Origin of the sequence: Magnetococcus sp. PR-3, from assembly GCF_036689865.1 — a bacterium.
Classification (GTDB): domain Bacteria; phylum Pseudomonadota; class Magnetococcia; order Magnetococcales; family Magnetococcaceae; genus Magnetococcus.
The window spans coordinates 55,366-71,066 of record NZ_JBAHUQ010000026.1; the positions used below are offsets into that span (position 1 = coordinate 55,366).

General features: G+C 50.5%; 11 protein-coding genes and 1 tRNA gene. 5 read left to right on the forward strand and 7 right to left on the reverse strand.

Features of this window, described 5'->3' with window-relative positions:
* Positions 1-23: 23 nt before the first annotated feature.
* The 5 genes from V5T57_RS14110 to V5T57_RS14130 all read right to left on the reverse strand — a co-directional run bounded on the left by V5T57_RS14110 (position 24) and on the right by V5T57_RS14130 (position 9,878).
* Complete coding sequence (locus V5T57_RS14110) at positions 24-842, reverse strand: flagellin (RefSeq protein WP_332891880.1); 819 nt, start codon at positions 840-842, stop codon at positions 24-26.
* Between the two features lie 656 nt (positions 843-1,498).
* Positions 1,499-5,218 (reverse strand): transporter substrate-binding domain-containing protein, encoded by a 3,720-nt coding sequence (locus tag V5T57_RS14115; RefSeq protein ID WP_332891881.1) that lies wholly within the window; start codon positions 5,216-5,218, stop codon positions 1,499-1,501.
* A gap of 12 nt (positions 5,219-5,230) precedes the next feature.
* Positions 5,231-5,620 (reverse strand): response regulator, encoded by a 390-nt coding sequence (locus V5T57_RS14120; RefSeq protein WP_332891882.1) that lies wholly within the window; start codon positions 5,618-5,620, stop codon positions 5,231-5,233.
* 151 nt (positions 5,621-5,771) lie between these two features.
* Positions 5,772-9,356: a DNA polymerase III subunit alpha gene (gene dnaE, locus V5T57_RS14125; RefSeq protein WP_332891883.1), complete on the reverse strand. Its 3,585-nt coding sequence runs from the start codon at positions 9,354-9,356 to the stop codon at positions 5,772-5,774.
* Between the two features lie 437 nt (positions 9,357-9,793).
* Positions 9,794-9,878 (reverse strand) — tRNA-Leu (locus V5T57_RS14130).
* A gap of 239 nt (positions 9,879-10,117) precedes the next feature.
* On the opposite strand from V5T57_RS14130, the gene murI reads away from it, so the two are divergent.
* Both murI and V5T57_RS14140 read left to right on the forward strand, forming a co-directional pair.
* The gene (gene murI / locus V5T57_RS14135; RefSeq protein ID WP_332891884.1) at positions 10,118-10,939 is read left to right on the forward strand and encodes a glutamate racemase; all 822 of its coding nucleotides are present in this window, start codon (positions 10,118-10,120) and stop codon (positions 10,937-10,939) included.
* A gap of 626 nt (positions 10,940-11,565) precedes the next feature.
* Positions 11,566-12,423 carry a tetratricopeptide repeat protein gene (locus tag V5T57_RS14140; RefSeq protein WP_332891885.1) on the forward strand — a complete coding sequence of 286 codons (858 nt, stop codon included), beginning with the start codon at positions 11,566-11,568 and terminating at the stop codon, positions 12,421-12,423.
* A 25-nt stretch (positions 12,424-12,448) separates the two neighbouring features.
* On the opposite strand, the gene V5T57_RS14145 is transcribed toward V5T57_RS14140, so the two are convergent.
* Positions 12,449-13,042 (reverse strand): GDSL-type esterase/lipase family protein, encoded by a 594-nt coding sequence (locus V5T57_RS14145; protein ID WP_332891886.1) that lies wholly within the window; start codon positions 13,040-13,042, stop codon positions 12,449-12,451.
* Between the two features lie 505 nt (positions 13,043-13,547).
* Here V5T57_RS14145 and V5T57_RS14150 point away from each other — a divergent pair.
* The 3 genes from V5T57_RS14150 (at position 13,548) to V5T57_RS14160 (ending at position 15,249) form a co-directional block, all read left to right on the forward strand.
* Positions 13,548-13,979, forward strand: a complete 432-nt coding sequence (locus tag V5T57_RS14150; RefSeq protein ID WP_332891887.1) for a PilZ domain-containing protein — start codon at positions 13,548-13,550, stop codon at positions 13,977-13,979.
* 254 nt (positions 13,980-14,233) lie between these two features.
* Positions 14,234-14,740, forward strand: a complete 507-nt coding sequence (locus V5T57_RS14155) for a bacteriohemerythrin (protein ID WP_332891888.1) — start codon at positions 14,234-14,236, stop codon at positions 14,738-14,740.
* Between the two features lie 32 nt (positions 14,741-14,772).
* Positions 14,773-15,249 (forward strand): hypothetical protein, encoded by a 477-nt coding sequence (locus V5T57_RS14160; RefSeq protein ID WP_332891889.1) that lies wholly within the window; start codon positions 14,773-14,775, stop codon positions 15,247-15,249.
* A gap of 53 nt (positions 15,250-15,302) precedes the next feature.
* On the opposite strand, the gene V5T57_RS14165 is transcribed toward V5T57_RS14160, so the two are convergent.
* Positions 15,303-15,563 carry a hypothetical protein gene (locus V5T57_RS14165; protein WP_332891890.1) on the reverse strand — a complete coding sequence of 87 codons (261 nt, stop codon included), beginning with the start codon at positions 15,561-15,563 and terminating at the stop codon, positions 15,303-15,305.
* Positions 15,564-15,701 lie beyond the last annotated feature (138 nt).

Below are 15,701 nucleotides of genomic sequence, written 5' to 3' on the forward strand. Positions count from 1 at the left end.
GCTCTTTTTGTCTCTGAAAAGCCTTAGCCGATCAGTTTGCCATAAAGATTATCTGTGATCTGAGAGGCCTGAGCCTGCACCGCAATAATGCTCTGCATACGAATGGCTGAGCCTGTTTGACGGGCCATCTCTGCGGCCACGTTGGCATCTTGAACCTGAGCACGGGCCGCTTCGGTATTGATGGCCATTTGGCTAATGTTATCCGCCGCACTTTCCAGTGAGTTTTGATAGGCCCCAAAGGAAGCATTGAGTGTACCCAGACTATCCAGGTCAGAATCAAGCAGGCTCAAGGAGGCTTCGGCGCCCGCTTGTGTGCTCAGATCGATAGACCCTGCGCTATTAAGCGAGGAGAGATCGCTCAACTGCAGATCTGTCTGGTTATTCGCATCGGTACCAGACTGAATGGTCACGCTGTTCCCAGAATCAAGCAGGCTTTGACCATTAAAGGTGGTGTTACTAATGGTGTCGGCAATACTCTGCTGGATCTCAGTGGCCTCTGCATTGATGGCCGAGCGGTCTGAGTCATTCAGCGTACCATTGGCTGATTGTACCGCCAGTTCACGTAGGCGCTGTACATCATTGCTAATGGTATCAACCCCTGTCTGTGCAACCTGGGTTAATGAAACCCCCTGGTTGATATTCTGACGGGCCGTATTAATACCACGAACCTCACTGGTCAGACGGCTAATCATCCCCATCAAACCGGGGTTATCAACAGCCTGATTGATTTTTAAACCAGAAGCGAGTGCTTCAAAGGAGTTCTCACTCTCATTTTTAACTTTCAACAGCTGGTTTGAACTCTGCTGAGCTGCAAATAGGGAGTCGTTAATGGTGATAGGCATGGCGACCTTCCTCGTTATCTCTTGATTCGTCTTTTTAAAAGTGGCTAAGGGCAACATCCTTGCCCTTGGTGCGCCCGCAGTCCCTGCTGAACGCAACCTTCGGCCTATCCTTGCCTCGCCCCTTTTTCTTAGCTGCGGGTCAACCCGTTGTTGGCAGCCCCACCGTATGTTCGGTGGAAAGGGCGTGTGCTCCGAGTACGCCCCCCATTTTTGGGTGGTGCGTACGCTACTTTCTTATTATCCCCTGGAGAGAGAGGTTACTTCCGTAAAAACCTACCCCTCCAGTTCTTTGTATCGGCACTGCTTTAAGAAACTTTAGAAAAAAATGCATCCCGACCGATTTTTTTTTAACGAACTCGATTAGAGCCTTTTTCAATGACTGCCAAACATGGTTCGATAGCTTGCCTCACTTTTACGAAGCAAACCCCGGGCCAACAAAACAACTCACATAAAAACTACGTATATTACAAACAGATAAGAACAACTCAGAAACAGGAGAAGCTTTGACACGACATAAACCGTGCATTTTTTGCCGCCCTCCTGAGGGAGAGCTGTCAAAAAATACAGGCAAAAAAGGAGAGTCTATTTTTTTTGAAGGGTCGAGAAGAAAAAGGGGGAGAGGAGCAGATCATCCATGACGGAGCAAAAGGTGGGGGCTAGGGGGAGGCTGTATCCTCACGTTGCATATGCTCATGCCATGCTTGCAGCTCGACCAAGACCAGTTGTAGCTGCTGCTGAAGGGTCTTAACCGCATCTTGGTAAGAGTGGGTTTGCTGCTGTTTGATCACTTGGTCCATGCCCTGGGCAGCACGAACCAAAGCTTCTGCGGCCATATAAGAAGCGACACCTTTGATGGTATGCGCCAGATCCCCTATCCCGTTCCAATCTTTTTTATCAACCAACAGCTCCAGTTTGATGGGGGCATCTTGGTAACGCTCTAAAAACCCCTCCAACAACTGTTGATAAAGTTTGGCATTTCCCCCTGTGCGGTTTAGACCCACCAGCGTATCCAACTGGCTAAGCCCCGCAAAGGTAGCTGTAAAGTCAGGGTCGACCTGCTCTTCGGTACCCTTATCAGGCGCCACAATAGAAACTTTGGGTGGGGGTGTTGCAACAGCCTTGGCTGAGACGATCTTGGTGCCAACCCGCGCCGGATGCTTTGGCTCAATCCAGCGGATCAATAGCTGTTGTATCGCTTCAGGAGAGACCGGTTTGGTCAAATGATCATTCATCCCTGCTTCTAAAGAACGCTCACGCTCACCCGGCATGGCATGGGCCGTCATCGCCACCACAGGAAGTTGTTTTAAACCGGGTAGTTGCCGCAACTGCCGGGTGGCTTCCAACCCATCCATAATGGGCATTTGGATATCCATGAGCACCAGATCATAAGGGGATTGCTGAACCATTTCTAAAGCACGCATACCATTTTCAGCAACCGACACCTCCATACCCGCCTGCTCAACGAAGGCCACCGCCACTTGTTGATTAAGCGGATTATCTTCCACCAACAGCACCTTAGCATGATGAATACGGCGTAAACGTTCTGCGATAACCCCCTCTTCAGAAAGACAACGAGGGCCAACCTGCTCACCTTCAAGCTGGTTAAGCATGCGCCGGATCTGTTGGCTATGTAACGGCTCCAACAGCAGTTCATCCATCATCAAGGCTTCACGGGTTTGGCGCGCCACACCATGCTGTCGACGGCATAAGAGAATCTGCTTCATCTCTGTGTCCGCACTATGATGACGCAGATGATCAGAGAGATGCCCCAACGCACTGAGAGAGAGTACCTCTTCACGGATAAACAGATAACGGGGGGCGGGGTCCAGTTGGGAGAAGTTGTCCCCTAACAGAGGTGTTGGATCGTAGAAGGTACGGGTTTGCAGTCCCAAACGTTCTAAAATACGTACCAGATAGTTTTGCTCTTCACTATCCGCATCCACAATGACCGCAAGTTGACCATGCCAAACCGGTTGCACTGGCGAGCTCAGTTCCATCTCCATCGCCTGAAAATCCGCTTCAAAATAGAAACGGCTCCCCACACTCAACTCACTTTCTACTTCGATCTCCCCCCCCATCACACTCACCAGCTCACGACTAATGGCCAGCCCCAAACCTGTTCCCCCAAAGCGACGTGTTATGGAGTTATCAGCTTGGGTAAAGGCCTCAAACAATCCCTCTACCCCTGCTTGAGAGATGCCCACACCGGTATCTTTTACCGAAAAACGTAGTCGAACGGCCTTATCCTTAACCGCTACCTTCTCCACCCGAATGATAATATGACCTTGATCGGTAAATTTAACAGAATTACTGACCAAATTGATCAACACCTGCCCCAAGCGCAGAGGATCACCCAGCAGATATTCAGGCACCTCCTGATCCACCGTATAGCGCAACGTCAACCCTTTTTGGACCGCTTTATGGCCCAAAATGGTATTGATATTGGCAATGACATCATCTATCTGAAATGGCGTAAGCTCTAACTCCAGCTTACCCGCTTCTAGTTTAGAGAAATCCAACAGGTCATTAATGATGGCCAGTAAAGCTTGGGAGGCACCATGGATTTTAACCATATAATCCTGGCGCACATGTTCTTCATTGAAATCCTGAGCTAGGCGAGACATACCAATGATGGCATTGAGGGGGGTTCTCACTTCATGGCTCATATTGGCCAAAAACAGACTTTTGGTTTCACTGGCCTGTTGCGCCTGAAGATTGGCCTGTTTTAACTGGCGGGTGAGCAAGGTGAGCTTACGGTTCCAAGCCATAATCAGCATAAAAACAATCAACATGCCAACCCCCACCTGGATCATCAACTGATAATCCATCTGGGTAACCTGCGGATTACCACCCCATTTTTGGCGAATTTGAATATGTTCTTCTGGGGTAATACTACGCACAACCTGCTGCATAATTTCATGGAGCAGTGGCTCTTGTTTTTGCACACCCACTCTTAGGTCCAGGGTATAGCGGGTGTGACCAGAGATTTTAAGATTATCTAACTGCCCACGCATAATGCCGTAGTGGGCCACAGGTAAGGCAGACACCAAAGCAAACAGCTCCCCGCGAGAAACCTTCTGCAACCCCTGCTGAACATGCTCAACATCACGTATGCGAACCCAAGGGTAGTCATGGCGGATCATATCATGGGTGGCAAAACCGGTTGGGACACCAACCTCAGCATCTTCTACATCATTTAAACCACTCAGAAAAGCCACATCACTGCGTGTGGTTAAAACCACTGGGGTAGAGACATAGGGCTCCGTAAAATTCAGATAACTGATCCGCGGTTTGGTTTTATGCACCATGGTAATGATGTCGCACTGCCCCAAACGGGTCATACGCAGGGTATCACTCCAGGATTGACTGGCCACCAAACGGAAAGGGACCCCCAAACGGCGACTCATCAACGCCATATAATCGGCAGACATCCCCACATGGTAGCCCGCTTCATCAATCCTCTCATAGGGCATCCAATTGGGATCCACACAATAACTGACCCCACCTTTATCCCTTAGGTAGGCCTGCTGCTGACCCGTAAGCACCTGCCGAGCCCCCTCCATGTTGCTCTCGCCACCCACAGGATGCCACTTACTGCGAATACGGATATGATCCTCTTGGTGCAAACCATCCACAACCGCCTGCAGGGCGGCCAACAGTTTCGGTTGCCCTTTACGCACCCCCACCCGTAATGACATAGGGGGGCCCGCCACTTTACCAATGATCAAATTGGCCAACCCCAACTGCCGTATACGCTGAGCCGCTACATACAGAGAGGCCAATGATCCATCCAACTGACCGTTGGACACCATCGCCAGACCTTCATCAACGGTGCTGGTAGAGACATGAACAATGTCTGGGTGGTAAGGCTTAATGGTCTCTTCAAAGATATAACCTTTGGCAATTCCGAGCTTGAGCCCCTTCATATGGGCAATATCCTGCAAGCCATCTTGCCGATTACGTTTGACCACCATAACAACGGGAGAACGCAGATAGGGGGAGGTGAAATTAAGCCACTGACGTCTCTGTGGGCTTTCATTGAGCAAAGAGAGGATGTCACACTTTCCCTCGCGGGAATAGTTCAAGCTCTGCTGCCAACTACTGGTGGGAACAAGTTCAATGGGGGTCCGAAGTCGCTGTTCAAACAAACGCATATAGTCTGCAGCCATCCCCACATGACGCCCTTGTGCATCAATGCGTTCATAGGGCATCCAGTTCGGATCCACACACATGCGGATCTTACCCATTTGTTTTAGATGCAGTTGCAGATCATTTTTAAGCGCAGGCGCAGCAAGGGACGGGCTTGTCCCAAACAGAACAAACAGAACAAACACAAAGAGCCATGATAAAAACGGTGTGGTGCGTGAGCTGGCCATTACCCGCAGGTATCACAAAGTTGGGGATGCCACGGCACCCTTACCAATCAAGGATTGCAACATCGGGTGCAGACGCGCCACATCAACAGGTTTGGATTGGAATAGGTCAGCCCCAAGCTCTTTGGCCTGATCTTCCAATAGGGGATAATCATGGGCGGTTAAGACCACAACTGGAATGTGGGCTGTTTTTGGGTCAGCTTTGATCATACCGAGCATCTCAATACCATTCATATCGGGCATATCCAGATCGGTCAAAATCAGATCAATCGATTCAGCCTGCAGGGCATCCATACCTTCACGGCCTGAAAAGGCTTGGATGACCTGATATCCAAAATCTTCCAACTGTGGCGAAATGAGCGTTAACATCACTTCATCATCATCAATAAATAAAATTGTCGACATGCCATCACCCCAAAACAGAGCCCCGTAAAAATCATAGTAACAATACCACCACACCCCAGCTTAAAATTCAATTTCTACCGCATATCTTCAACAATAATCACACTTTCTCACCAACATCTTCCATTTCCCCGTACTTTCATCGGTTCGTTCATCACACTGGCGGAAGGTTGAGGGACTTCCTAAAACTGGCGGCCCCATTCCCAAACCGTTGGATAAGGTGATCGAGCAAAGCATCACTGGGCACCACCAAACCTGGTTTATCCAGATCCATGGTCACCCGCGCTTTGGCCATCCGCACCACCAATGCGGTGCGGCAACCATCGGCCCCGTGGTGTTGTTGCAGGATCGACATCAACTCATCCATAGCGCCCCCTTTTAATAGTCCGGCAGGAACCTCTACCCGTAAAAATCGACAGGCATTGCGGCGGTAGGCATCCAGTGTAATGGCACTGTTAATCGCTACTTTAACCTCTTCATCCCGAACTTCGGCCTGACCTTCAAAGATTAAGGGCCCCTCCTCTTCCAAGATCTCTCGGTTGGCCACATAAGCATCAGGAAAAACCACCCCTTCCATTTGACCTTGAATATCCTCCAAGGTCACAAACAGCATACGGTCACCCTTTTTGGTGCGGTGCAATTTACGTTCAACAACCACCCCGGTAAACCGTACCGATACCCGCCCATCGCTACCAATGGGCTCTCCACCAGGCCCATATTTTTCTTTAAGCTCAGAGATGCTCATTAACCCATAATCACGCATCTCTGCTTCATATTTGCGTAGTGGATGGCTGGAAATATAAAAGCCCAACGCCTCTTTTTCATTTTCAAGCCGCTCCTCTTCAGGCCAGTCAGGGACTTCTGGCAACTGCCAGTTATCCGCACTTTCACCCGCCTCCTCCTCGGCATCATCAAAGAGGTTCATAAACCCTAAGGCTTGATCTTTTTGATGTTGGTTACCCCGGTTTAGTGCCTCTGGTAAGCCCGTCATTAAGGCAGCCCGGTTCCCTTCACCCAAACCATCACAGGCCCCTGACTTGATCAGGTTTTCCAGGGTACGACGGTTCAGGTTACCCCCTTCCGTGCGCTGACATAGATCCAGCAAAGAGGTAAAGGCTCCCCCTTCTTCCCGTGCTTTGACCAAGGCAGACATGGGGGCTTCACCCACATTTTTCACTGCAGCCAAGCCAAAGCGCACCGCATCTTCATCGCCCGCACCCGGTTGAACAGAGAACACCACCTCTGATTTATTCACATCCGGCGGTAAAACCTGTACAGACATGTCGTGGCACTCCCGGACAAAGTGCACCACTTTTTCCGTATTATTGATATCTGCACTGAGGGTCGCGGCCATAAAGGCCACCGGATAGTGTGCCTTCAGCCAAGCGGTCTGGTAGGAGATAAGAGCATAGGCTGCAGAGTGGGATTTATTGAACCCGTAACCGGCAAACTTCTCCATAAGATCAAAGATATAACCCGCTTTTTCAGGGTTAATCTCTTTTTTCTCCGCACCACTCATAAAAATGGTGCGCTGTTTGGCCATCTCTTCCGGTTTCTTTTTACCCATGGCCCGTCGCAGCAGATCCGCCCCCCCTAGGGAGTAACCCGCCAGAACCTGGGCAATTTTCATCACCTGTTCCTGGTAGAGGATCACCCCATAGGTCTCTTTAAGGATTGGCTCCAACTGGGGTAAGGGGTACTCCACCACCGCGCGACCATGCTTACGGGCGATAAAGTCATCGACCATTCCAGAACCTAAAGGCCCCGGACGGTAGAGTGCTACCAGCGCAATAATATCTTCAAAGGTATCTGGGGCCAGCTTCTTCAGGATATCCCGCATGCCGGAAGATTCCAGCTGGAACACCCCTTTGGTACGTCCATCCATCAATAGCCGGAAGGCCCGCTCATCTTCAATATTAATGGCCGCAATATCAATAGGGCTGCGCTCTTCTTCGGTTTGCCCATGCTCTGCACGACGGGGGTTGACGATTTTCAGGGTGTTGTCGATCACCGTTAGGGTTTTTAGCCCCAAAAAGTCAAACTTAACCAAACCCGCCCGTTCAACATCCACCATATTAAACTGGGTAACCGGCATGGTTGAGCGGGGGTCACGATACAGGGGAACCGTATCGGTCAACGGACCATTGGAGATCACCACACCCGCAGCATGGGTCCCGCAAGAGCGCGGCGAACCTTCTAAAGAGAGGGCCAGATTAATGAGATGTCCAACCTCTTCCTCATCCTCCATCAGGTCCCGCATACGCGGCTCCTGCTCCAATGCCTCTTTAAGGGTAATCCCTAAAACATTGGGGACCAATTTGGCGATTTTATCTACCCGGCCATAGGGGAACTCAAGCACACGGCCAATATCCCGAATCACCGCTTTTGCCTGCATGGTGCCGAAGGTAATGATCTGTGCAACCCGGTCATGGCCATATTTATCCTGCACATAACCGATAACAGCTTCACGACGATCCATACAAAAATCGACGTCAAAGTCCGGCATACTTACCCGCTCTGGGTTAAGAAAGCGCTCAAAAAGAAGGGTGTAACGAATGGGGTCCAGATCGGTAATAGAGAGACACCAGGCCACCAGAGAACCTGCCCCCGACCCCCGCCCCGGCCCCACGGGAATATCTTGCTCTTTACCCCATTTAATAAAGTCCGATACAATCAAAAAATAACCGGGAAAACCCATCTGGTTAATAATGCCCAGTTCATACATCAAACGCTCATAGTAGCGACGGCGAATCTCCTCATGCTCCTCATCAGGGAAGCGAGGCAACACATATTTTTCTAGCCTCTCCTCAAGCCCCTCTTCAGATTGAGCCTGCATTTCCCCTTCCAGAGTCTGCCCCTCTGGCAGGTCAAAATCTGGGAGCATGGGGGTGCCCAATTTCAATTGGACATTACACCGCATGGCAATGCGCCGTGTATTTTCAATAGCCTCTGGCAGGTCCGAAAATTTTTCCACCATCTGCTCAGGGGTGGCAAAGTAAAACTGGTCCGATAACCGTGGGCGGTTCTCTTCATAAAGCGTGCGCACAGCGCCCACACAATAGAGCGCATCTCGCGCAGGGGCATCCCCTGGGTCCATATAGTGGATATCATTACTGGCGACGATGGGCAGTTTCAGCTTTTCCGCCAGAGCAACGGTGCGTTTAACCAGCGCTTCTTCTCCTGGCTCACCATGGCGCTGTAACTCCAAATGAAAATTGGGCATTTGGCCATCATGCCCCATAATTTCATGGAGCGTTTGCGCCGCGGCCTCTGCCTCCTCATGCATCTCTTGGCTTAACAGGCGTCCAACCGCCCCTTTTGCCCCCCCAGAAAGTGCGATCAAACCAGCACTGTGTGCTTTAAGCATGTTCAGATCAATACGGGGTTGGCCATGGCTACCATCCAGGTGCCCTTTGGCGATGAGACGCATTATATTTTTCCAGCCCTCATCATTCCGGCACAGCAGAATCAACTGATCCCGCACCTCTTTATCCACCCGCTCTTCTTTATTCTGGTGATCTGGCACCACATAGACCTGAGCACCCAATAAGGGTTTGATACCCGCCTTCAGACAGGCTGAGTAGAACTGTACGGCACCAAATAGATTACCCTGATCGGTCAACGCCAGGGCGGGCATTTGAAGTTCCTGCGCACGGCCGACTATCTGCTTAAGCTTGGCGGTAGAGGTCAGCAGAGAGTAACCAGTATGGACATGCAGGTGGACAAAAGGGGCGCTCATAGAGATACCGATACCAAATGCTAACGGGTTAATGGATGAGCAATGGCTCTGAAAACAACCGAAAAGAAGCAGAATTTGATCATAAACGAGGTGGAGATGGATTGAAACGAGAAGGGCTAGATTGCGGTAAAAAAGGTTGGAGCCGGTAGATGGCCTCGTGTCTATGCCCACTGGGAACGCTTACCACAGACCAAATCATCGCTGCAGATTGGCCATAAAAACACAAAAGCCGCACTCAGTGAAGAGTGCGGCTTTTGGGGCGTCAAAGAGGAATAGATACCGATACTGTAAAGACAGTACCCAGCGATACTCAACAGCTTTGACGGACCGATGGGGCAGCAGAGTCCGGAGCCAATCCAGGGGATTTGGGGTTGGCGGTGCCCGAACAAGCTCAACGGCTCTGCTATGCTAGAAAAACTGAAATGGTCAAAAAATGATGGTGCGGATGGCCGGAGTCGAACCGGCACGGCTCGCGCCACTGCCCCCTCAAGACAGCGTGTCTACCAATTCCACCACATCCGCGTCGTGCAAGAGCGGGGATAATAGCCAGAACACCACCCATTTGCAAGCACTTTTTCACCCGATCGTCAAGCGCACGCTATATTCACGCTGACATCACTATATTCCAATGGGTTAACAGACCAACAGCCCAACCTGCAAAATAGGATTGTACGCCTGTGTTTGAACCTTTTCGTCAACCCATTCCATTTACTTAAGGATTTTGTACACTAGGTCTCTCTTTTCTTCAGGAGCGCTTTGTTATGAGAACGCAACCATCCAGTGATACCCGCCCCATTGGCATTTTTGATTCCGGCGTTGGGGGCCTTACCGTACTACGTGCCCTCGCCCGCCGTTTTCCTCAGGAATCCTTCATCTACCTGGGGGATACCGCGCGCGTACCTTATGGCACCAAATCTCCACGCACGGTGGAGCGCTATACCCTGCAAGTGGCGGATCATCTACAGCGACACGGCGTTAAGGGTATGGTTGCTGCCTGCAACACCGCCTCTGCATTAGGGTTGGGTGCTTTACGTGCCCACCAACCCCAGCTTCCTGTTCAGGGGGTGATTGTACCTGGTTGCCGCACAGCCCTTGAAGCGACGCAGCAAGGACGTATTGGTGTAATAGGCACCCGCGCAACCATCACCAGTGGTGCGTACCGCAACACATTACACACCTTAGACCCCAAGCTTGAGGTAACCGATGTAGCATGCCCTCTGTTTGTGCCTTTGGCAGAAGAGGGATGGACCCACCACCCAGCCACAGAACTGATTGTACAAGAGAGCCTTGCCCCACTTTTAGAGAGCGGCATCGATACCTTAATTCTAGGCTGCACCCACTACCCGGTTCTTAAAGAGATCATTGGATCGGTCATGGGAGATGCCGTCACACTGGTTGACTCGGCAGATGCCGTTGCAGATGAACTGCAAAATCGGCTGAGTGATGTCATCACCCCCAACCAAGGTGACCTCCCCCGATCCATCCTATACCTCGTCACCGATGAAGCTGCCCGTTTTACCAGTGTCGCCAAGCGCTTTTTAGAAGAGATACCTTTGGATCAGGTAGAGATGGTCGATCTATAGTGCAGGCATCCCTGCCATCGAGCTTGCCGCTCAGACAGCGGCCTATCCACGTTATAAAGCTCGTGCTAACCGTTAACAATCAACGCTAGCGGGCAACCCTCCTTGTGTGAGGGACCCCTGCAAGAGAGCACGACCGTATGCTGAGGACACGCCACAATTTATAGGCCGCAGGGGAAGAGAAGAATAAGAGGTGCACGCCCCATAAACGAGTGCCCCCTTATCGTGTGACTTAAGCGGCCAACGCCCTCACTGTGGTCTTTTCTCTCGTATGGCGGCTGGGATGAGCCCCTTGGTGAACCCCTGATAACACAGGCACGCCGCCTGGCTTATTTTTCGGCCTATGCGTCAACTATACAGAGGCATACGGACTATTCTCCTCCTACTCTCTACAGGCCAGCCCGTAGGTAAGCGTCCCTCCTTTAAACAAGTGGACTGAACTCACGCATCGGCGCCATAGATGAGTAGGCCCAACGCCCCCTTGGGTGCAGGCAACACCATAAACAGAGGTCGCTGTTAAAAAATGATCAAGAAATGGTATGGTGTCAGCGAACCCGGACCTTAGCCAGTGGTTGGCAAGATCCTGGTGGAGCGCCTTTTTTTCATTACCAGCCAAGTGGAGCTTTTGTATGGCCGATTCTCAGTGGGTCATGAATGTTGACCTGAATAATTTCAACCAACTGGTCATAGAACAATCGCACCGTGTACCGGTATTGGTAGATTTTTGGGCGCCCTGGTGTGGCCCATGCCGCTCATTAGGCCCGATTTTGGAAAAACTGGCGACGCAAATGGATGGCCGGTTTATGCTGGCGAAAATCAATTCTGATGAGAACCCTCAACTGGGACAACAGTTTGGGGTTAAAGGTATTCCCGCTTGTAAATTAATCATCGATGGAGCCATTGCCGATGAATTTACCGGGGCCATGCCAGAGTCTGGCATTCGTCAGTTCCTCGACAAAGCCATTCCCTCCATGGCCGATAAGTTGGCCGCACAGGCCAACCTTTTTGAGCAGCGTGGTGATTTACATGCCGCCAAAGAGCTCTTTTTGAAGGGGGTTGAATCTCAAGCGGACCATACCGATTCGCTGATTGGTTTGGCACGGCTGGCTTTGGATCAAGGCAACGCAGAAGAAGCCCAAGCACTGATGAACCGCTTAACCCCTGCGGGGCTCAACAGTGCCGGTGCCAAGGCCCTACAGAGTAAAATGGTTTTTCAGGATACCAACCATGATCTAGAGGCCCTGCGCCGCTCAGTGGATGAAAACCCGGAAGATTTGGAACACCGCATTGCACTGGGGCAAGCATTAATCGGCCAAGAGCAGTATGAAGAGGGGCTGGATCAACTGCTTTTTGCCATTAAGCAGGACCGCCACTACAGGGAAGATCACGCACGCAAATTGGTCTTAAACGTTTTTGAAATGCTCGGCCAGACCCACCCCATCACGTCGGCCTATCGCAGCAAGCTCTCTCAGGTTCTTTTTTCCTAACAACCAACAGGGGGTAAAACCCTATTTACCCCCTGTTGATTTGATCCATCCAAGCCTGCCACGGTGACCACAGGGCAATCAGCCTTGCCAGCGCCTCATACCCCTCACCACCCGGGTGCGCCCCATCCCCTTGGCGAACTTGCTCCATCCAGATGGGGTTATCCTTGAGCTGATCAAACACCGAAAGGTAGGGGACAGCCAACTGGTCAGCCACGTCAGCCAAGCCTTGATCCAATAGGGACACACGGTTGTTGATATCGGCATCATCAATAGGCGGTGGGCCAATTTGTAAAACAGCACCCAGCTGTTTTGCCTGTTCAAGCAACATCCGGCTGGTTGCCAAACTCTGAGATCGGGCAACCCGCGGCTCACCCAGCTCCACCACCGAATCGTTCACCCCAAAAGCAAACACCAACCCGCACGGCTCATCTTGAATTATCCGGGGTTGGACCTCGGTCAACCAACGCCGGGCAATATCCTGACTGGTCTCACGGCGAACCCCTAAATTATAGAGGGTCAAATCCGCACCAAACTGTGCACAAAGCCGCCCAACCCAGCCACGATAGTGTGGATCACCCACACCAGCAACAAAGCTGTCACCCACAAAAAAAAGAGGCATAGGACCTTTCCTTATCGGAACGAGTAAAGAGGATATGGGGAGATCGACGGACAAAAAAAAGCCCTGTCATTGGCAGGGCTTCAGGAGAGGATGCGGATCATGGCTTACAGAGCAGCGCAAACTGCAAAGGTGAATGCCATCACCGGACATGCGGACATTCACACCATGGATCGCTTTTGCCTGTGCAGGGTAACCCACACCGACAAAGTAGCATCTAGTCTCCTCCCTTTTTCCATCGCTGACAATCAGGAAAAAGAACTATTACTATGGCCCAACAGATTAGATTAAACTTTTCCTAATGCTCTATTCATTTCAAGGCTAACGCTTTTCTGCAAACCCTTTATCGCACTCTTTTAAACGGAACATCCAGGCTTAACGGTTGAAATCTATGCGGCATCCCTGGCCTGCGCCGGATAAAACAGTTGGTCAGGCTCTCCAACTATGGCATAGTTCTTTATTAACAAATGCTTAATTGAATTTAACCTTTGCAGGAAACACCCACTAAATGGCTGATCCCACAGACAACAGACGTAAACTAACCCGCATTCCTATACACTTGCGGGCCGAGTTGCACCTAAAAGGTGAGCCCGCGTGTCATGTTCGCTTAGAGAATATCAGCTTTTCTGGGGCCGGTGTGTATTGCGAGCAAATGCATACCCCCTGTGGGCAGCAAGATCTACGCATGGTGTTGGTTCTGAACCCAGAAGATAACCGTTTTGATATCAATCTTCACGCCCAAGTGGTCTATACCCATAAAGATGGGCGCATTGGCCTGCACTTTACCGGTATTGATGCCGAAAGCTACCGCCACTTTGAACATTTAATGATCTTCAATTCAGAACACGGTGATGATCTAATCCGTGAGTTGACGGAACATCCTGGTTTGGAACCTTCTGAGGGTGGCCTTTTTGCACCGATTGATGCACCTGATACGTAACGCATCGTAACCCCAGACCCCAACCATCCCATAACGACACAGATTTAACACAAAGATGACGCTTTTTTAGTGTACTAAGAAAAAAAACACACTATGGTGAGTGGTTGTGGTCATGCAAAAGTGTGCCGTATAAGGTCTGGGGAACGTTACAAAAAAATACTTTATGCCATGTAACCACAGCCAAACCAAAGATTGTGTTTAAAGACACCTTTGGCTTCAAAATAAACGCTAGCATGTTTCTGTAGGGGGAGAACATGACACAACCCACTGGCTTAGTGCGAACAGGCATTGAACCCATTGATCGAGACCACCTTCACCTGTGGGATCTTTTTCAAACACTACTTGAAAAAGAGTTACGCAGTGATGAGGCCCAAGCGATTATTGAAGAGTTGTTGGCCTATACCCGTTACCATTTTGAGCGGGAAGAGCGTTTGATGGAAGATATCGCCTTCCCCCCCCAACTGCGGCAAGCCCACGAGCAGGAACACCAATCTTTTGTCCAACGTGTTGAGAGTTTTATGGAGATTCTCAGACAGGGAAAATCCCGGCAAACCTCCGGTATGGACACACTGGTCCAAGAGATCCAACAAAACTACAACCAGCCTCAGCTTCCCAATCTAGACCCCCCAAAACAGGTTGTGGCGTTTTTGGTTGAGTGGATTCTTAACCACACCAGCGGTATGGATATTGAGTTAGCGACCTATACCGAAACCAAAAAAGGTCATTTGGCTGACCAGGATTTCAGTTTTCTGGAATCTTAAGGCTACAGCACAACGCCCTAAAGGCTTTTTATATGGGTTTTTTCTCGGGATTAAAGTCCGTACTGCAAACCGTGACCGGTCATACGGCCACCATCAGGCTGCAAGCCCCGACCCAGGCTAAGCTGGGGAAAGAGATAACCGTGACCATTACGGTTAAGGTTAAAGGCCAGGATTTGGAGATGGATCAACTCTCTTTAATCCTACAGGCCATTGAACGGGTCGATCACCATGCCAATCAAGGTCATGGAGAGGTTCATGAGTCCTATGGCGAACCAGACCAGCATGAGACGGTCACCTACAAACACCCTGTGATTGTGGCCGAAAGTGCGCACCTACCCGCCCATACAGAACACAACTGGTCCACGACCCTTACTCTACCTCAAGCCGCACAACCTACCTATACCGGCCAGCAAACCAGCCACACTTGGCAACTCCATGCTGAGCTGGAAACCTTTGGCGGTAACCCTAAAAGCAAACCCCATATACTAAATATCAGTGCAAACAGCTAACCCCCCCTTGAGATCCCCCTCACCTCAACAACGACACACACACGGTGGCTGCCTCAACCAATGGTTGAAGATTTTTTTCCCAGCACAGCCATGATCGTGGCCAAAATACCACCTGGAATACACCACATAAGCAGACTGACCTCGGTAATTTGGGCCAAAAAGCTAAAGGCGATGCCATACCATAACGAGCCCAAACCGATAAGGATGACTTTATTGGGCAGTGTATCGGCTTTGCGCCCTGACAGCGTAAAGATGATATGCACATGCAGAATAATGGTGGTTGCAAACACCATAAATATCTTAGTTTCAAACATAACAAGCCTCTAAAGAGAACAATGGCCCTAGCCTTGGATGATAAGAACCATGAGGCAAAAACACGGCCATGTATCCTTTTATAGGTATAAAAAAACGGCACCCCAAGGCCTTGAGGTGCCGCTTCATACGCTTTAACC